Here is a 20,185-nt window from a genome sequence, read left to right as displayed (position 1 = left end):
CACGCCGACAGCGGTCAGTCACACGCCTGCCGGGGCCGTCACCCTCCGGTATCACCCGGAGATGTCGTCGTCACCTGCCACGTCTGGTCTCCTCTTCCGGTCACAAACCGCCTGCCACCTTACCAGGCCGAGCCCGACCTGCGCGGAGGTGGGCGAGGCCCATGTCCAGGGCGGCCTCCAGATGGGTGGTCTCGCCGGTGGACATCTGGATCAGCACGCCGCCCTGGATGCCCGCCAGCAGCGCGGCCGCCGTGCGGTCCGGGTCCACGTCCGGGCCGATCTCCCCGGCGTCCCGCATGTGCCGCACGCCCGCCGCGATCTCGGCCTGCCAGCTCCGCATCAGCTCGGTGACGACCGCCCGGGCGCCGGGCGTACGGCTGCCGAGGTGGGAGGTGACGGAGTTGAGCGGGCACAGGCGGCCCTGCCGCCGATAACGGTCGACGACCTTGTCCCGCCACGCCTGCCAGGCGGGCCAGGAGGTGAGGTCGCCGAGCTGGGGCCGCTGGTCCTCCAGCACCCGGTCGGCCTCCAGCCGGGCCACCGCCAGCAGCAGCTCCTCCCGGCCGCCCGGGAAGTAGTGGAAGAGCTGGCTCTTGCTCGTCGCCGTGCCGGCCAGCACGTCGTCCAGGGTGGTGTCGGCCACACCGTGCTCACGGATGAGCGCCGCCGCGCCCTCCAGGATGCGCTGCCGGGTCTCGGCCCCCTTGCGGGTCAGCGTGCGCACGATGCCTCCCTGGAGTTTTGGACTTGCTGGTCCATTTTATCTCGCGCAAGCTGACGGAACCGCGCGGTCCGACACTCGCCGTCCTTCCGAACGAAGGGGTTCCCCATGTCTCTCGACCACTACTACCTGCTCGGCCGTTCCGGGCTGCGGGTCAGCCGGCTCGCCCTGGGCACGATGAACTTCGGCACCGGCGGCTTCCACGCCGCGTACGGCAGGACCGAGGACGAGGCCCGCCCGATCTTCCGCCGCTATCTCGAAGCGGGCGGGAACTTCGTCGACACCGCCGACTTCTACACGGCCGGGGAGAGCGAGACCATCCTCGGCGCCCTCATCGCCGAGGCCGGGGTGCGCGACCGGGTGGTGCTCACCACCAAGTTCACCAACAGCGTCGACCCCGGAGACCCGAACGCGGGCGGCAACGGCCGTAAGCACATGATCAGAGCGGTCGAGGCGTCGCTGCGCCGCCTGCGCACCGACTACATCGACCTGTTCCTGCTGCACACCTGGGACCGCGTCACGCCCGTCGAGGAGGTCCTGCGGACCTTCGACGACCTCACCAGGGCCGGGAAGATCCGGTACGCGGGCCTGTCGGACGTGCCCGGCTGGTACGCGGCGCGAGCGCAGACCCTGGCCGAGGCGCACTCCCTCGCGCCGATGGTCGGCCTGCAGCTCCCCTACTCGCTCGTCGACCGGACGATCGAGTTGGAGCACGTCGCCATGGGCCAGAGCCTCGGTCTCGGCATCACCGCGTGGAGCCCGCTCGGCGGCGGCTTCCTCACCGGGAAGTACCGGCCCGCGGACCGCGGCCTGGCCGGGGAGGGCAGGCTCGGCGGCGACGGCACACCCGGGCACTCCTGGACCGACCGGGAGTGGCGGATTCTCGCGACACTCGAAGAGGTCGCCGGGAAACTCGGCGTGACGATGGCCCAGGTGGCGCTCAACTGGGTCGCCACCCAGCCCGGGATCGCGGCGGCCATCGTCGGCGCGAGCAGTGCCGCGCAGCTTGACGCCAACGTGGCCGCCCTCGGCTTCGAACTGCCGGCCGAGCTGCGCGCGAGGCTCGACGAGGCGAGTTCCGTGCCGCCCCCGTCGGTCTACCAGATGTTCACGCCGGGCTACCAGAGCTGGCTGGTCAGCCCCGGCGTCAAGGTCGGGGACAAGCCGGCCGGGTACGCCCCGGCCGTACGGAACTGGACGCCCGGCGGCGACGCCTGACACACGCCGTCCGCCGGACCCCGGATGACGCCGGCCGGATCAGCCCGTCCTGAGCAGGACGGGCTGCGTGTCGCCCGAACGGTCGCGCGGGCAGAAGCCGACCGTCCAGACGCCCTCGAAGAGATCGAGCCTGTTCTGCGCGATCACGATCACCGCGCAGTTGCCGTCGGTCGCGAGCAGGGGGCGCACCTCCGCCGCGTCCGCCACGTTGTCCAGGACCACCAGGGCCCGGCGCGAGCGGAACATGGCCTGGAGCGTCATCGTCTGGTCCACCAGGGTGCCGGGATGCCGGCTGCCGACGCCGAACACCCGGGAGAGGGAGCTGACCAGCCCGGCCGGCCCGCGCGCGCCCCCCTCGGCGTTGACGTAGAACTGGCCGTCCGGAAAGTACTTCCGGAAACGGGCCGACGCCTGCACGATGACCGCGGCCTTGTCGACGCCCGAGCCGCCGACGAGCTGCACCACCCTCGGCCCGGACGACCCCACTTCGTCCCGGCCGCGCTGGCGGGTCGGCTGCTCGACCAGGACCTGGTACATCCACTCGATCAGCTCTGCCGTGGCGGGCTGTGACACACCCTTCGGCGGGCACTCCCCGACGGGAGGGGTCCCGACGGCGATGTGCGGGCGCGCAGGCGTGGCCGGAGCGCCGGCGGCCTGCCGCCGGGCCACCTGCCGGAACCTCTCCGACGCGTCGGCCTCCAGCATCAGGGCCTCCGCCAGGAGGCTGACCGACTTACGGTGAGGTCTCTTCGTCCGCCCCCGTTCCAGGTCGGAGATCGCGCGGACACTGACCCCCGACCGCTCCGCCAGCTCCTCCTGAGTCAGGCAGGCTTCCTCTCGCAGTGCTCGCAGCAGCGCCGCGAGCTCGTTATGGCTCTCCAAGTCGTCAAGTAACCCCATTCCACAGCCACCTTTCCCCCGGTGCTGATCCACAGCCAGAAACTCCCCGCGCAGAGTTTTAGTTGAGATTTCACACATCAACTGGAAAACTCGCGTTTCCCCAACAGTACACAGCCGATCTTGTAGGAGTCAATTGCGACTGTCGGGAATTGGAGCGGCGCGGCCGGGCGCGGCCGTCCCGCATTGGACCGTTTTAAATGCCGGTCATTGCGGCGGGGGAACTCGCGAGGCCCGACCGCCGGTAGGGCGGGAACGCCGTACCGGCGGGGGAACCCGGGGCCGTCAAATCACCGGGGGTGGTCCTGCTCCGCCTTCCGCTTGAGCGCGTCCAGCATTTTGCCGATCCCCTTCCGCGCATTCTTGTTCAGAATGGCCTCCGGCATTGCCCATTTGATGCCCAATTCCTGCGAGACGCTCACCTCGCTCTTTCCCCCGCCGTCCCCCGTGACGGTGCAACTGAAATCGAACCGCGTCATCACCTCGCTGCCGACGAGGTGGTATTCGAAACAGCCGTCCGCCGGATACTCATAACGAAGGGAATGTGTCGCCCGCAGCCCCATGGCCTTGGCGTGCCAGGTGGCCTGCCGGGGACGTCCCCGCTCGTCGGTGTCCTCGATGTCGACCCGCTCGACGCCGGGCTGCCAGGAGGGGTAGTCGGCGAGGTCCAGCAGTATGGCGAGGACCGCCTCCGGGTCGGCGTCGATGATGATTGATCCGGTCACCACGCTCATGGGTGAAGCCTCCGTTTCGTCCTGCGCGCCCGGCGACCCCGCGGATCGCCCGCCGATTCCTGAGATCAATTGCCGCCGGTCCGGACCGCGGACGGGCCGGGGAGGTAATCCCCGATGCGGCCTCCCGGGTCCGCGGCGACGGCCGCCAGAATCCGTACGTACGCCGCGAGCCAGCGGGCGGGGGCACCCTCGGGGAAGTAGCCGGACAGGTGGTTGAGGGAGATCTGCATGAAGTCCCCCGAGATCGCGCTCTCGACCCGGAGCGGGTGGTCCGTCTGGGCCAGGACCTGGGCCGGCATCGCCCCGAGGACCGACATGAACCGCAGCAGGTTCTCGGTCAGCTTCGGCAGGTTCTCGCTGACGAGGTAGCTCTCGAAGAGCGGTTCCCCGGTGGGCGCGCCGGTGATCCCGTACAGCGCCGCGGGCGGCACGTACTCGTGGTCGGTGATCTCGGAGATCTTCTCCTGCATCTCCGCCAGCCACGGCAGCATCGGCGCGTCGGGGTCCACCCTGGCCACCAGGGGGAGGATGTTGAACATCAGCCCGGTCGCCCGGTCCACCTCGACCGACGTGCTGCCCCGCCCGGAGAAGACCGCGCCGCACACCACGTCCCGCGAGCCGGTGATGGCGCTGAGCATGACGGCCCACGCGCCGTGCAGCACGCTGTTGATGCTGAAGCCGTGTGCCCTGGACAGTTCCAGGAGCCCGTTCGCCACCTCCGGCGGGACCGTCACGCTCTCCTGCAGCAGCGGCGTCACGTGGTCGGCCGGCCGTTCCGCGGCCGGCAGCGTGATGGACGGCACCCCGGACGGCCCCGCGGACGGCAGGGCCCCGAGCTCACGCCGCCAGAACGCCTCCGCCTCCGTCATGTCCCGGCGGCTCTGCTCGACGCAGAAGTCGCCGTACGTCGAGGTGAAGGGCTCGTCCACCGGCTCGCCGCCCGACCGGTACGCCTCGTAGGCGGCGAGGAGGACCGGCATCATGATCTGGTAGCTCCAGCCGTCCTGGGCGGCCATGCAGAAGAAGTGGTCGTAGTCGTAGACGTCGTCCTCGATCCGGAACAGGAGCAGCCGCACCTGCGGCGGCGGGCCGGTGAACCCGCGGCGCCGCGCCGCCTCGAGGTGGGCGTGCCGCCGCCGCTCCTGCTCGACGGGCCGCAGGCCCCGGAGGTCGTGCGTCTCGATCCGCAGCCGCACGTCCCGCTGAACGACCTGGACCCACTCGCCGGCCTCGTCCTGGACGTAGGCCGAGCGCAGGTTGGGGAACCGGTCGACGGTGTGCTGCCAGGCCCGCTCCAGCGCGACCGGGTCGAAGTCCTGGCCGGAGAGGCGGAAGGACTGCTGCGTGACGTAGACGCCGGATCCCGGACGCTGCCGGATCCGGTCGAGCATGTACCGCTGCATGCCGGTCACCGGGTAGGCGTCCTCGGCGCCGGGGTGGCGCGACCGCGCCCACTCCAGCACCCGCTGGTCCCGCTGGCCGGCGCTCGCGACGTCCACCCGGCCGCGTGACTCGGCCAGGGCCGCCAGGTCGGCGATGGTGTGGCTCTGGAAGACGTCCTGCGGGCTGAGCGCCAGGCCGATGGCCTTGGCCCGGCTGACCATCTGGATGCCGAGCAGCGAGTCGCCGCCCATCGCGAAGAAGCCCCGGTCGACGCTCACCTCGTGAACCCCGAGCACCTCCTTCCAGATGTCCGCGATCCGCCGCTCCGTCTCGGTGCGGGGGGCGACGACGCCCTGCTCCGGCTCGACGCCCAGCTCCGGCGGCGGCAGCGCGTCGCGGTCGAGCTTTCCGTTGGCGCTGACCGGGAACTCGGCGATGGCGACGACGGCCGAGGGCACCATGAAGTCCGGCACCTTCTCCCGCAGGAAGCTCCCGGCCTCGCCGCTCAGCCAGCGGCTGAGCGCGGCGAGCCGCGGGTTGTTCACGTACTGCCCGGCCGGACGCCCCGGTTCACCCGGGTCCGTCCAGTCGACGAGATGACCGGCTTCCGGGCGGTGCAGCGTCACCCGGTAGGAGCCGTCGGCCGCCCCGCCCATCCACGCGACGTTGACCTCGTAGCCGAGCTCCTCGCCCAGCCGCCACCAGACCTCGGGCTCGACGCCGGAGGGGTCCTCCGTACGGGGCAGCCGGTCGACGGGGGTGTCCGCCGGCGCGCCGTCCATCGCGGCGAGGAGGGCGTTGACCGAGGCGACCCGGGCGTTGGGCACGCCGTCGACCCGCAGCACGTCCGGCCGGCGGCCGGTGAGCAGCCCGCGGACCTCGTCCACCGACGTCCAGGGGACGGTCTCCGGAGGCGGCTGGGCGCCGGCCGGCTCTCCGACGTGGACGGCGACGTCGTAGCGGTACCGGGTCAGCTCGTTGTGGTGGTCGCCGCGCTTGAGCATCATCTCCACGCGGCTGACGGCCGGGACCTCCTCGCGGAGCGCGCTGAAGTACTCCGGCGCGAGCAGCAGCTCACGCTCGTACGCCCCCCTCCGGCGGATGCGCTCGCGCAGGCGTCCGGCAGTGAGCCCCGGCTCGGTCCGCGCCAGCTCCATCTCCGCGTGGAGGGCCGGGAGCATCGGCAGGCTGCGCAGGTCGCCGAGGAAGAGCGCGCCGCCGGGCCGCAGGCACGCCAGCGCCCTGTCGACCACCTCCCGGAGGTGTCCCGGGCTGTCGAAGTACTGGACGACCGAGTTGATCACCACGGCGTCGAACCGCTCGCCGTCCAGGCCGGTGAAGTCCTGGGCCTCCCGCTCGAACAGCCGGACGTCCACCGTGTCCGGCAGATCGGGCACCAGGCGCTCCCGCACGTAGTCGAGGGCCTTGCCGGACAGGTCCGTCGCCCAGTACGCCGTCGTGTGCGGGGCGACCCGGGCGAGCAGCATGCCGGTGCCGCAGCCGATCTCCAGCACGCGCCGGGGCCGCAGGGCCAGGATGCGCTCCACCGTTGAGTCGCGCCAGACCCGCATCTCGTCGTCCGGCAGCCGCTCGCTGGTGTAGCTGCTGTCCCAGCCGATGGTGTTGAAGTCGGCCGCGCCGGCGGCCTCCCGCTGGTAGCTCTGGTCGAACAGGTCCCGCCAGGCCGCCACGGCCGACGGCGCGGCGGAGTCGACCGTGCCGTCCTCGAAGCCGTCCTCGGGGACCACGTACGCGACGAGCTGCTTGCTCTCGGCGTCGTGCGGGAGGTCGCGGGCCACGACCAGGACGTCGCGCACGGCGGGATGCTCGGCCAGGGCCGCCTCGATCTCCCCCGGCTCGATGCGCATCCCCCGCACCTTCACCTGGAAGTCGGTGCGGCCGAGGAACTCCATCGTCCCGTCGGGCCGGAACCGCGCGAGGTCGCCGGTGCGGTAGAGCCGGGCGCCGGGCTCGGAGCGGAAGGGGTCCGGCAGGAAACGCTGCTCGGTCAGCTCGGGCCTGCGGTAGTAGCCGCGCCCCACCCCGACGCCGCCGATGTACGCCTCCCCGGGCGTGCCGAACGGCACCGGCCGCATGTTCCGGTCGAGGACGTACACCTGGGTGTTGGCGATCGGCGTGCCGATCGACACCACGGATGTCTCAGGGTCGCGCGGGCACTCCCAGCAGGTGCTGTCCACCGAGCACTCGGTGGCCCCCCACAGGTTGTACAGGGTCGCGGCGGGCAGGCGTTCGTACAGGGAGCGGATCGAGGCGAGGGGCAGCGCCTCGCCGCTGGCGATGACCCGGGTGACGGACCGGCAGTCCTCGATTCCGGGGTGCTGGAGGAAGATCCGCAGCATCGAGGGCACGAAGTGCAGCGTGGTGATCCCGTGCTCACGGATCGTTTCGGCGAGGTACTCGGGGTCCTTGTGCCCCTCGGGACGGGCGATCACCATCCGCGCGCCGATCATGAGAGGCCAGAAGAACTCCCACACCGACACGTCGAAGCTGAACGGCGTCTTCTGCAGGACCAGGTCGTCGGGGGTGAGCCGGAAGTAGTCCTGCTGCCAGTGCAGCCGGTTGACCACCCCGCGATGCGTGATCATGGCGGCCTTGGGCCGCCCGGTGGAGCCCGACGTGTAGATCATGTACGCCAGGTCGTCCAGCCCCGCGATGTTCTCAGGGCGGGAGCCGGGCTCGGCGTCGAACTCCCCGGCCCGATCGAGCGGGACCACCACCGCGCCGTGCTCCGGCAGGCCGTCCACCAGCCGCTGCTGCGTGAGCAGGATCGCCGGTTCCGCGTCGGCGAGCATGAAGGCCACGCGCTCGCGCGGGTACGTCGGGTCGATCGGCACGTACGCGCCGCCCGCCTTGAGGATCGCCAGCAGGCCGACCACCATCTCCAGGGAGCGTTCGGCGCAGATGCCGACCGGCTGGTCGGGGCGCACTCCCATGCTCCGCAGCCGGTGCGCCACCCGGTTCGCGCGGCGGTCGAGTTCGGCGTAGGTGAGGTGCTCGCCCTCGAAGGTCAGCGCGATCGCGTCCGGCCGCTCGTCGGCGGTCTCCTCGATCAGCGTGTGCAGGCACCGGACGCGCTCGCCGGGGTAGACGCGCTCGGTGTCGTTCCAGTCGAGGAGGATCTCCCGCTCGGCCGAGGCCGGCAGCACGGGCAGTTCGGACACCCGCAGGTCGAGCCGGTCGGCGAACGCGTCCAGGAGCACCTGGTAGCCCGCGAGGAACCGCTCGATCGTGTCGTGGTCGAAGATCTCGCTGTTGTACTCGGCGTCGACCAGCAGCGTGTCGGACATCTCGGTCACCGACACCTCCAGGTCGAACTTGCTGGTGTCGTTGTGCACCTCGACGATGTCCGCCAGGTCGTCCCGCCCCGCGCCGGCCCGGTGCCGCTTCATGTCGAAGACGACCTGGAACAGCGCGTTCGCGGTGAGTCCCCGGTTCGGGGCGAGCTCGGCGACCACCGCGTCGTACGGGACGTCCTGGTGGTCGTAGCCGTGCCTGACCGTCTCGCCGACCCGGTCGACCAGCTCCGCCACGGTGGGGTCGTCGCCGACGTGGGTCTTGAGCACGACCATGTTGACGAAGAACCCGATGAGCTCCTGCACCGCGTCGTCGTTCCGGTTGGCCATCGCGGTCCCGATCACCACGTCGCCCGTGTTCCCGGTGTCGCCGGCGTACCGGTAGAGCGCGGCCTTGAGCGCGGCCAGCATGGTCGTGAAGAGGGTGACGCCGCGCTCGCCGCTGAGCGACCGCAGCCTGCCGGTCAGCTCCGCGCCGAGCTCGAAGCTCATGCTGCCGCCGCGGAAGCGCTGGGCGGCCGGCCGGGGCCTGTCGGGCAGCAGCTCGACTCCGGTGGGATCACCGCCGAGCGCCCGCCGCCAGCTCTCCAGCCGGGCGGCCAGCCCCTCGCCCGCGAAGCGCTCGCGCTCCCAGAGGGCGTAGTCGGCGTACTGCACCGCGAGCTCCGGCAGCTCCGGGTCGCGGCCGCTCACGTAGGCCTCGTAGGCGGCGGTCAGCTCCGTCCCGAACACCCCGCCCGACCACACGTCGGCCACGATGTGGTGCATGCCGAGCAGCATCCGGTGGTCGAGCGGCCCGAACCGGAACAGCGTCACCCGCAGCAGCGGCGCCTCGGCGAGGTCGTAGGGCCGCCGCGCCACCTCGCCGGCGATCCGCGCGTACTCCGCCTCCGGATCCGCGGACGCCGTCAGGTCGACGAGCGGCACGCTGATCGTCAGCTCCGGCAGGATCTCCTGCCGGGCCTTCCCGCCGGGGCTGGGGAACCGGGTGCGCAGGATCTCGTGCCGCCTGACGACCTCGTTGACGGCCTTCTCCATCGCCTCCGGCAGCAGCTCCCCGCTCACCCCGACCGACAGCGTCAGGTTGTACGCCGCGCTGTCCGGCACGAGCTGCTCCAGCGACCACAGGCGCTGCTGCGCGTACGACAACGGGATCGGGTGGTCCGCCACTGCTCCCCGGCGGCGGTCGGCCGCGATCCGCAGCAGGCCGGGGCCGTCCTCCGCCCCGGCGGCTCCCGTGGTGGCGGCGAGCTCGGCGACGACGAACCGGGCGAGGGCGACCGGGGTGGGGTGGTCGAACGCCATGCTCACCGGCAGGACCAGCCCGGTCGCCCGGTTCAGCCGGTTGCGCAGCTCCAGGGCGGTCAGCGAGTCGAAGCCCAGGCGCAGGAGGTCGGCGTCGGCGGGGATCTCCTCGGTCGAGTGGTGCCCGAGCACGCCGGCGATCGCGCCGACGACCAGTTCGAGCGCGACCCGCTCCCGCTTGTCGCCCGTCGTGGACAGCAGCCGTTCGCGGACGTCGTCGTGGTCGTCCTCGTCGTACGGCAGAGCCGCGAGCAGCTCGCTCTCCCCGCCGCCCGGCGTGCCGGTGTTCAGCCAGAACCGCCGGCGCTGGAAGGCGTACGTCGGCAGGTCGGCGGCTCCCCCTGCTCCCCCGGGTTCCTGGGGGAAGGCCACCCGCCAGTCGACCGCGACTCCGCCGCAGTACGCCGCGCCCAGCGACGCGAGCAACTGGCTCCGGTCGCCGTGGCCGCGGCGCAGCGTCCCGGCCACGCAGAACGGCCGGCCGCCGGCCTCCAGCGCCTGCTGCAGGTCGGGCACCAGGACCGAGTGCGCGCTGATCTCAAGGAAGCAGTCGAAGCCCTGCGCCGCGAGCGCCTCGACGGCGGGGGCGAACAGGACCTGCTCCCGCAGGGCGCGGAACCAGTAGCCGGCGTCCATCCGCGCGGTGTCGGCCCAGTCTCCGGTCAGGGTCGAGAACAGCGGGACGGCGGACCGCCTCGGTCGTACGGGGGCGAGGTCCGCGAGCAGCTCGTCCCTGAGCGCGTCCATCTGCGGCGAGTGGGAGGCGTAGGTGACCGACGTCCGGCGGGCGCGCAGTCCGTCGGCCTCGCAGCGGGCGAGCAGTTCGCCGACGGCGTCGCCGTCCCCGGACACGACGGTGGACGCCGGGCCGTTGACGGCGGCGACGACCAGCCGGCCCTCCCAGGGCCCGAGGAGGTCGCGGACCACGTCGCCGGCGGCCGACACCACCGCCATCGCGCCGCGCCCGGTCATGCTCCGGGCGATCGCGCGGCTGCGCAGCACCACGACGCGTACCGCGTCCTCCAGACTGAGGGCGCCCGCGACGTACGCGGCGGCGATCTCGCCCTGGCTGTGCCCGAGCACCGCGGCCGGTTCGACGCCGTAGGAGCGCCACACCGCGGCGAGCGACACCATGACGGCGAAGACCACGGGCTGGACGACGTCCTCTCCCTCCAGCGCCGGCGCCCCCGGAGCGCCGCGCAGCAGGTCGAGCAGCGACCATTCGACGTGTTCGCGCAGCGCCGCGTCGCAGGCGGTCATCTCCGCCGTGAAGGCGGGCTCGGTGTCCAGCAGGCCGGCGCCCATCCCCGCCCAGTGGGAGCCGTGCCCCGGGAACACGAACACGGTGCGGCCGGTGGCGCGTGCCGCGCCCCGCACCACTCCGGCGGCGTCGGCGCCGGCGGCCACCGCCGCCAGGCCGTCGAGGAACTCCTCACGGCCGCGTCCGACCACGACGGCCCGGTGCTCGAAGGCCGACCGCGTGGTCAGGGCCCGGCCCACGTCGTACGGCCGGACGTCCGGGCGGGACTCCGCGAACGCCGCCAGCGTGGCCGCCTGCGCCCGCAGCGCGGCGGCGGACCGGCCCGACACCACCCAGGGCAGCGGCCCGTCCGGCGCGGGGACGGGCTCGTCCGCGGCGGCCGGCTCGGGCGGCTCCTCCACGATGATGTGCGCGTTGGTCCCGCTCAGGCCGAACGACGACACCGCGGCCCGGCGCGGGCGGCCGGTGCGCGGCCACGGCCGGGTCTCGGTCACGAGCTCCACGGCCCCGGTCGTCCAGTCGACCTGCGGGGTGGGCGCGTCCACGTGCAGGGTGCCCGGCACCAGGCCGTGCCGCAGCGCCAGCACCATCTTGATCAGGCCGGCGACGCCGGCCGCGGCCTGGGTGTGGCCGATGTTGGACTTCAGCGCGCCGAGCAGCAGGGGCCGGCCCGCCGGCCGTTCCTGGCCGTACGTCGCGAGCAGCGCCTGCGCCTCGATCGGGTCGCCCAGCCTGGTGCCGGTGCCGTGCGCCTCCACGACGTCGATCTCGGCGGCGGACAGCCCCGCGTTCTCCAGCGCCTGGTGGATCAGCCGCTGCTGCGACGGCCCGTTGGGGGCGGTGAGGCGGCTGCTCGCGCCGTCCTGGTTGACCGCCGAGCCGCGCAGCACCGCGAGGACCCGGTGCCCCAGCCGCTGGGCGTCGGCGAGCCGCTCCACCGCGACCACGACGGCGCCCTCGGACCAGCCGGAGCCGTCCGCCGCCGCCGAGAAGGGCTTGCACCGGCCGTCGGGGGCGGCCACCCGCTGCTGCGAGAACTGGACGAAGGAGAAGGAGCCGGCCATCACGGTGGCGCCGCCGACCAGGGCCAGCGAGCACTCCCCCTGGCGCAGCGCCGTCATGGCCGAGTGCAGGGCCACCAGCGACGACGAGCACGCGGTGTCCACGGTCATCGCCGGGCCCTCCAGCCCGAAGGTGTAGGAGATCCGGCCCGAGACCATGCTGCCGGAACTCGTGTTGCCCACGTAGTCGTGGTACATCAGCCCCATGAAGACGCCGGAGCGGCTGCCCGCGAGCGACTTCGGGTCGATCCCGGCGTTCTCCAGCGCCTCCCAGGAACACTCCAGCAGCAACCGCTGCTGGGGGTCGGTCGCCAGGGCCTCGCGGGGCGAGATGCCGAAGAAGGCCGCGTCGAAGTCCGCCGCGTCGTAGAGGAACCCGCCCTCCCGGACGTACGAGCTGCCCGGGTGGTCCGGATCGGGGTGATAGAGCGTCTCCATGTCCCAGCCGCGGTCCTCGGGGAACCGCCCGATGGCGTCCTCGCCGTCGGTGACCAGGCGCCACAGGTCCGCCGGGGTGCGGACGCCGCCGGGCAGCCTGCACGCCATCCCGACCACCGCCAGCGGCTCCCGGGATGCCGCGGCGAGCTGCCGGTTGCGCATCCGAAGCCGTTCGTTCTCCAGCAGAGAGGTCCTCAGCGCCTCGACGACCGAGGCGGAAGATGTGTCCACCACTGCGTGTACCCTCCGTGAGTTCGTGTGGGCGGGCGCCGTACGTCAGCGGCCGTTGAACTGCTGGTCGAGCAGGGCGAAGAGCTCGTCCGGGCTCGCGGACTCCAGCCGGGCGGCCGGTTCCGCGGGCGGGGCGGCCCATTCGCGCAGCAGACCGCCCAGCCGGGTCGCCAGGTGCCCGCGTGCGGTGTCGTCCAGCGGGTGCGCGGCCACCACCTGGCGCAGGTGTTCGACGGCGGCGTTCACCGCGTCCTCGCCGCTGCCGTCCGGCGTCGTGCCGGCGGCCGTGCCCGTGTCCGGAGTCGCGTCCAGCGCCAGTTCGGACAGCAGGTGTGCCGCGAGCGCGGCGGGGGTCGGGTAGTCGAAGACCAGGGTCGCCGGCAGGCGCAGGCCGGTCACCTCGGCCAGCCGGTTGCGCAGCTCGACGACCGTGAGCGAGTCGAAGCCGAGCTCCTTGAACGCGCCGTCGGCGTCGATCGCCCCGGCGGCGGACTCGGGGTGGCCCAGCACCAGGGCCGCCTTGACGCGGATCAGGTCGACGAGCCTGCCCGGCCGGTCCGCCTCGGGCAGAGCGGCCAGCTCGCGGCGCCAGGACGCGGAGTCGGGCGCGCCCTGTTCCCGGGTGCCCTGTCCCCGGGTGCCCTGTGCCTGCCTCGGCTCCCGGACAGGCGTACGCACGAGCGAGCGCAGGACGGGCGGCAGCTGACCCGCCCGCGCGATGGAGCGCAGCGCCGGGAAGTCGACGCGGGCCGGCACCAGGCAGGCGCTTCCGGCTGTGCTCGCGGCTGTGCTCGCGGCGTCGAACAGCGCCAGGGCCTCCTCCGACGACATCGCGACGACTCCCGCGGCGGCGAGCCGCCTGAGCTCGGTCTCGTCCAGCGCGCCGGTCATGCCGCTGGGCTGCGCCCACTGGCCCCAGGCGAGGGACAGCCCCGGCAGGCCGAGGCCCCGGCGATACTCGGCGAAGGCGTCGAGGAAGGCGTTGGCGGCGGCGTAGTTCGCCTGCCCGGCCCCGCCGAGAACGCCGGACACCGACGAGAACGACACGAATTCGCGCAGCTCGTGGCCGAGGGTCAGCTCGTGCAGGTTGACCACCGCGTCGACCTTGGGCCGCAGCACCCGGTCCAGGCGCTCCGGCGTCAGCGCCGAGACGACGCAGTCGTCGGTGCGGCCCGCCGCGTGGATCACCGTCGTGAGCGGGTGCTCGGCGGGGATGCCGGCCAGCACGTCCGCGAGCGCCGCGCGGTCGGCCGCGTCGCACCGGGCCACGGTCACGCTCGCCCCGAGCGCGGTCAGCTCCTCGACGAGCCGGTCCGCGCCCGGCGTCTCGCCGCCTCTGCGGCCCAGCAGCAGGAGCCGCCTCGCTCCCCGCGCGGTGACCAGGTGCCGGGCCAGCAGGCCGCCCAGCGTGCCGAGCCCTCCGGTAATAAGTACGGTTCCCCCGGCGGGCCCGGCCGGCCGCCCCGCCGCCGCGTCCGACCGGACGTCGGCTTGAACATCGGCCCGGACGAGCCGGCCCACCCGGATCACGCCCTCCCGGATCACCACCTGTGGTTCGCCGGACGCCAGCGCGGTGGGCAGCGCGTCGGCGGACCGGGCCGTCCGGTCCGTGTCCACCAGCGTCAGCCTGCCGGGGTGCTCGGACTGGGCCGACCGGATCAGGCCCCAGACCGACGCGGCGGCCAGGTCCGGAAGGCCGCCGCCCTCCGGCGCCACCGCGTCGCGGGTCAGGATGACCAGCCGGGAGGCGGCGAACCGCTCGTCGGCCAGCCAGCGCCGGACCAGGGCGAGCACCTCGCCGACGGACGACCGGACCGCTCCGGCGACGCCCCCTGGAGCCCCCGGAGCGGGCTCGGGAAGCGGCACCACGACGTACTCCGGCACGGAAGCACCGGACTCCGTCAATCCATCGAGTGCGCCTGCCAACCCACCGGCCGCTGAGCCGGTCCGAGCATCCGCCAGAGCGTCGCCCGACTTGGCGACCGACACGCTGCCCAGCGCGTCACCCGGTATGCCGGCAGACGGTTCAGCCGATGCGTCCGTCACCGATTCGGCCGGCGAATCTCTCGGTGCGTCTGCCGCACTGCTTGCTCCGTCGGCCAGTGCGTCGGACGGCGTCGCCGGGTGCGGGTAGTGGTGCGCCGCCCAGGGGGCGGGTCCGCCGCCGAGCACCCCGCACCGCTCCGCCCGTACGCGCTGGGCGGGCAGCGGCTGGAGGGCCGGCCAGTCGAGGCGGAAGAGCGACTCGCGGTGAGGGGCCCGCGCCGCCTGCAGCTGTTCGGCCGTGATCGGGCGGGTCACCAGGGACTCGACGGTCAGGACGGGCGCGCCGGTCTCGTCGGCGGCGAGCATGGCCACGCTCTGGTCACCCGTACGGGAGAAACGGACCCGCAGGGTGCCGGACCCGGCGGCGTGCACCGCGACGCCGTGCCAGGCGAACGGCACCCGCAGCTCCCCGGCCTGTTCTCCGGCCCTGTCCCCGGCCTGTTCCCCCGTCGCCATCTGGCCGGCCGGCATCGCGTGCAGCGCGGCGTCGAACAGCGCGGGGTGGACGCCGTACCCCTGCGGGGCGGCCTGGGCGGCCTCGGGCAGCGCCACCTCGGCGAACAGCACATCGCCGCGCCGCCACACGCCGCGCAGCCCCCGGAAGGCCGGGCCGTAGTGGAATCCGCTGTCGTCCAGACGGTCGTACACCCCGGTGACGTCGACCACCGAGGAGCCCGACGGAGGCCAGGAGCCCCGCAGGTCGTCCCACTCCGGCGCGTCCGGGTCGCCGGGCGCGCCGGCCAGCAGGGCGCCTTCCGCATGCCGGGTCCACGGCCCGTCGGCGGCGGCGTCACCGGTCTCGTCGCCGGCGGGCCGCGAGTGCAGGGCCAGGGACCGCCGGCCCGTGCCGTCGTCGGGTCCCACGACCATCTGCACGGTCAGGTCCCCTTCGGCGGGGACGACGACGGGCGCGTGCAGGGTCAGTTCCTCGACGCCGCCGAGCCCGGCGCGGGCCGCCGCGTGCGCGGCCAGTTCGACCAGCGCCGTACCCGGCAGCAGGACCGTGCCGGCCACCGCGTGGTCGGGGATCCAGTCGTGAAGGGCGGGTGAGACACGCCCGACGAACACCTCACCCCCGCCACCCCCGTCGCCCGCGAGGTCGACGGCGGCGTCGAGCAGCGGGTGGCCGGGCTCGGACAGACCGAGCCCCGCGGCGTCCCCTTCCCGCCGGGCAGGAGCGTCGACCCAGTACCTGCCGTGCTGGAAGGGATAGGTGGGCAGGGAGACGCGCCTGGCCGTGGTCCCGGCGTAGAGGGCGGTCCAGTCGACGGTGGCGCCGTGGGTGTACGCCTCGGCCGCCGACGCCACAAACCGAGCGAAACCACCATCACCCCGGCGCAACGAGCCGACCACCCCCGCCTCGACACCCGCCTCCTCGACAACCCCCCGCAACCCCAACCCCAGCACCGGATGCGCCCCACACTCCACGAACAACCGGTAACCATCACCCAGCAACGACCCCACCGCACCCGCGAAATCCACCGGCCGCCGCAAATTCTCAAACCAATACCCCCCACCCAACTCCTCCCCACCCACCAACCCCCCGGTCACCGTCGAATACACCCCCACCCCACACACACGCGGCTCCACAAAGGCCAAAGCCCCGGCCAAGTCCTCCCGCACCGCCTCCACCTGCGGCGAATGCGACGCATACTCGATCGCCACCCGCGACACCCGCACCCCCGACCCCTCACACCACGCGGTCAACTCCGCCAGCGCCGCCAACTCCCCCGACACCGCACACGACCGCGGCCCGTTCACCGCAGCCACCACCAACCGCCCACCCCACCGCCCCACCAACGCCTCGGCCTCCCCCGCCGAGCACCCCACCGACACCATCCCCCCACGACCCGCCAGCACCCGCCGGATCGGACCGCCCCGCGCCACCACCAACCGCGCCGCATCCCCCAAACTCAACGCCCCCGCCACACACGCCGCCGCGATCTCCCCCTGCGAATGCCCCACCACCGCCGACGGCACCACCCCCACCGACCGCCACACCTCCGCCAGCGACACCATCACCGAGAACAACGCCGCCTGCACCACCTCGTCCCGCTCCAACAAGCCACGGGCACCCCCACCCACACCCCCACCGGAACCACTACCGGGACCGCTGCGCAGCACCTCCAGCAACGAGAAATCCACCAACGGCTCGAACGCCGCCACACACTCCCCCACCCGCGCCGCAAACACCGGCGACTCCACCAGCAACCGCGCCGCCATCCCCGCCCACTGCTGCCCCTGACCCGGGAACACGAAGACCGGGCCCGGGTTCGTCGTCGTCGCGGAGCCCTCCACGAGGGTGTCCGCGGGCTCCCCGGCAACCAGTGCCTCCAGGCCCGTACGCAGGTCCTTCCGGCCGGAGCCGACGACGACGGCGCGATGCCTCAGGGTGGCGCGCCCGGCGGCGAGGGACAGGCCGACGTCGGCGTCGGCGACCTCCGGCTCCGCGTCGAGGCTCGCGAGCAGTCCCGCCGCCATGGCGCGCAGCGCCGGGCGCGACTTGGCCGACAGCGGCCACGCGACGGCGGGCAGGCCCGCGGGCGGACGCACACCGGGCTCTTCGTCACCGGCGTCCCCCGCGTCCCCGGCGGGCGCCTGCTCGATCAGCGCGTGCGCGTTGGTGCCGCTGATGCTGAAGGACGAGACTCCGGCCCGGCGCGGCCCGCCCGTCGACGGCCACGGCGTCGTCTCGGTCAGCAACCTGACGTCGCCCGCGGACCAGTCGACGTGGGGGGTGGGCTCGTCGATCCCGATGCTCGGCGGCATGACGCCGTTGCGCATGGCCATGACCGTCTTGATCACCCCGGCGATGCCCGCGGCGGCCTGGGTGTGGCCGATGTTCGACTTCACCGAGCCCAGATACAGCGGACGTTCCCGGTTCCGGCCGTACGTGGCCAGCAGCGCCTGGGCCTCGATGGGGTCGCCGAGACGCGTGCCCGTCCCGTGCGCCTCCACCATGTCCACGTCCGACGGCGCCAGCCCGGCGGCGGCCAGCGCCTGCCGGATCACCTGCTGCTGGGCGGCTCCGTTCGGCGCGGTCAGTCCGTTGGACGCGCCGTCCTGGTTCACCGCGCTGCCGCGTACGACGGCCAGGACCTCGTGACCGGCGCGGCGGGCGTCCGACAGCCGCTCCAGGACGAGCATCCCCACGCCTTCGGCGAAGGAGGTCCCGTCCGCGGCGGCGGCGAACGCCTTGCAGCGGCCGTCCGCGGCGAGCCCGCCCTGGCGGGTGAACTCGACCAGCAGTGCGGGCGTCGACATCACCGCGACGCCCCCGGCCAGCGCCACCGAGATTTCGCCCCGGCGCAGCGCGTGACACGCGTCGTGCAGGGCGACCAGCCCGGACGAGCACGCCGTGTCGATCGTGACCGCGGGACCCCGCAGGTTGAACGTGTACGCGATCCGCCCCGACGCGATGGCGTTCGTGTTGCCGTTGACGAGGAACCCGCCGAGTCCGGGTGTCCCCCGGCTCGACGTGGCCATCGGGATCGCGTAGTCGCCGGCCATCATGCCGACGTAGACGCCGGTGGCGCTGCCGCCCAGCGACTCGGGCGGGATGCCCGCCCGTTCGAGCGCCTCCCAGACGATCTCCAGCAGCAGGCGGTGCTGCGGGTCCATCGCCACCGCCTCGCGCGGCGAGATCTCGAAGAACTCGGCGTCGAAGCAGGCGGCGTCGTGGAGGAAGGCGCCGTGCCGCGAAGCGCACCGCGACGCCGGGTCCTCGCTGTCGGGACCCAGCGCGGCGAGGTTCCAGCCGCGGTCCTCGGGGAACCCGGTGACGCCGCTGTCCCCGTTCTCGACCAGCCGCCAGAGGTCCTCGGGCGAGCGGACGTCACCGGGGAACCGGCAGGCCATGCCCACGATCGCGATCGGCTCCGCGTGGCTCCCCTCCGCCTCCGCGAGACGCTCCCTGGTCTCCAGCAGTTCCGCTGTCACGCGCTTGAGGTAGCCGCGCAGTCTCTCCTCGTTTTCGGCGCCCACGGACAACTCTCCCCTCGTCCCCCCGCGCGCAGATCTCGGATCGCGCCGGAGCCCCGCCCCGTCTGTCGGCTCACGACGGAATCACGCTGCCTGCGCATCCTCTGGCTGCGCCGGGGACAGGGTCCAGGCAGAATTAGCGGCGAAACGTGTTACACATTGCGGATCGGCAGAAAACGCCGGATAACGGGCTCTGGCCGGTCACTTCGGATAGTCGCCATCGGTTCTGCCTGGACCCCGCCCGCGCGAGTGCGCATGATCCGGTCGCATCCCCGGTGAATCCGACGCCGGGCATCGTGCTCAGACCGACGGAGGTCCGACTGTGGTCTTCAAACCCACCCGCGGCGATCTGCCCGCCCGCTTCGGCCCGGGGATCCCGAACGTGCCGCCGATCGGGCCGTCGACGCTCGACGCCGACGTCTACCGGGACCCCGAGCGCTTCGAGCAGGAACGGCTCCGGGTCCTCAACCGGAGCTGGCAGATCATCTGCCGTTCCAGCGAGATCCCCGGTCCCGGTGACCACCACGTGTGGGAGGGCCACGGGGAGAGCATCGTCGTCACCCGGCGCAAGGACGGCGGGCTGGCCGGCTTCCACAACGTCTGCCAGCATCGCGGCACCCGGATCGTGGTCGAGAACGGCGTCGGGGCACGCCGGTTCACCTGCCGCTGGCACAACTGGGCCTACGACGTCGAGGGCAGGGTGATCGGCGTTCCGGATCGGCCCGACTTCGACCGCGCCACTCTGGACGGCCTGTGCTCCCCCGCCGTCGAACTCGACGAATGGGGCGGCTGGGTGTGGGCGGTCCTGGCCGGGCCGGGCGTGGCGGGGCCGCTGCTCGACTGGATCGGCCCGGAGCTCGCCGGCGACCTCGGCGCCTTCCGCATGGAGGACATGAAGCTCGTCGAGAAGGTCGAATGGGAGGTCGACGTCAACTGGAAGGTCGTCATCGACGCCTTCAGCGAGTTCTACCACGCGCAGGCGCTGCACCAGATCCCCGCCGCCGACGTGAAGGACGCCCGGCAGGCGACGATGGACGTCTTCGGGCGCAACGGCATGATGGTCGTGCCGTTGATGGGCGTGCTGGAGGAGCTACGGCGGACGCTCGACCACACCTCCCTCGCGATCTGCAACTACAACCTGTTCCCCAGCGCGGTCTTCAACTGCCACAACGTGCACACCCAGCTTTTCCGCTCGGTGCCGCTCGGCGTGAACAGGACCCGCTTCGAGGCGTGGGAACTGCAGTACGACACGGACGACGAGGACTACCAGGACCTCGCGGAGATGCTCTGGGAGGGCATCAAGGCCGTGGTGCAGCAGGACGTCGACGAATGGGTCAACGTCGCGGCCGTCGCCTGGTCGTCGGCGTACCGGCAGAACATCTTCAACGAACGCGAGTGTCTGATCACCCACTTCCACCGGGTCTGCGATGACATGCTCGCCGGGGGCGACGGGCTGGGTCTCGAACCCGAACGGACGATGGCGCGGCCGCCCCGATCGTGAGCGGGCCCGCGTGACGGCCGGCCCGGCGCGGGTGCCGCCGGGCCGGCCGGGCTACCGGATTGGTCCGCAGTGCTTCGGCCTTCAGGCCGGGGGT

At 72.9% G+C, this 20,185-nt stretch carries 7 protein-coding genes; 2 read left to right on the top strand and 5 right to left on the bottom strand.

Going from position 1 to position 20,185, the window contains the following annotated elements; genetic code table 11:
* Positions 1–100 precede the first annotated feature (100 nt).
* A complete protein-coding gene (locus tag HHX33_RS28775) occupies positions 101–724 on the bottom strand; it encodes a TetR/AcrR family transcriptional regulator (RefSeq protein WP_220502322.1) in 624 nt (207 codons plus the stop codon).
* 105 nt (positions 725–829) lie between these two features.
* Here HHX33_RS28775 and HHX33_RS28770 point away from each other — a divergent pair, with 105 nt between their 5' ends.
* Positions 830–1,939, top strand: a complete 1,110-nt coding sequence (locus tag HHX33_RS28770; RefSeq protein ID WP_182877348.1) for an aldo/keto reductase — start codon at positions 830–832, stop codon at positions 1,937–1,939.
* Positions 1,940–1,978: 39 nt separating this feature from the next.
* Here HHX33_RS28770 and HHX33_RS28765 read toward each other — a convergent pair whose 3' ends face one another.
* From HHX33_RS28765 to HHX33_RS28750, 4 genes are all read right to left on the bottom strand, one after another.
* The gene (locus HHX33_RS28765; RefSeq protein ID WP_182877347.1) at positions 1,979–2,821 is read right to left on the bottom strand and encodes a helix-turn-helix domain-containing protein; all 843 of its coding nucleotides are present in this window, start codon (positions 2,819–2,821) and stop codon (positions 1,979–1,981) included.
* Positions 2,822–3,126: 305 nt separating this feature from the next.
* The gene (locus HHX33_RS28760) at positions 3,127–3,570 is read right to left on the bottom strand and encodes an SRPBCC family protein (protein ID WP_182877346.1); all 444 of its coding nucleotides are present in this window, start codon (positions 3,568–3,570) and stop codon (positions 3,127–3,129) included.
* Between the two features lie 65 nt (positions 3,571–3,635).
* Positions 3,636–12,563, bottom strand: a complete 8,928-nt coding sequence (locus HHX33_RS28755; protein ID WP_182877345.1) for a non-ribosomal peptide synthetase/type I polyketide synthase — start codon at positions 12,561–12,563, stop codon at positions 3,636–3,638.
* A gap of 45 nt (positions 12,564–12,608) precedes the next feature.
* A complete protein-coding gene (locus HHX33_RS28750) occupies positions 12,609–18,593 on the bottom strand; it encodes a type I polyketide synthase (RefSeq protein ID WP_182877344.1) in 5,985 nt (1,994 codons plus the stop codon).
* A 319-nt stretch (positions 18,594–18,912) separates the two neighbouring features.
* Here HHX33_RS28750 and HHX33_RS28745 point away from each other — a divergent pair, with 319 nt between their 5' ends.
* Positions 18,913–20,091, top strand: a complete 1,179-nt coding sequence (locus tag HHX33_RS28745) for an aromatic ring-hydroxylating oxygenase subunit alpha (protein WP_182877343.1) — start codon at positions 18,913–18,915, stop codon at positions 20,089–20,091.
* Positions 20,092–20,185: the final 94 nt, after the last annotated feature.

The sequence above is a fragment of the Microbispora sp. H10670 genome, assembly GCF_014161385.1.
Lineage (GTDB): Bacteria > Actinomycetota > Actinomycetes > Streptosporangiales > Streptosporangiaceae > Microbispora > Microbispora triticiradicis.
Note: the sequence above shows the minus strand (reverse complement) of the source record. Positions and strands in the feature narration are given on the sequence as shown.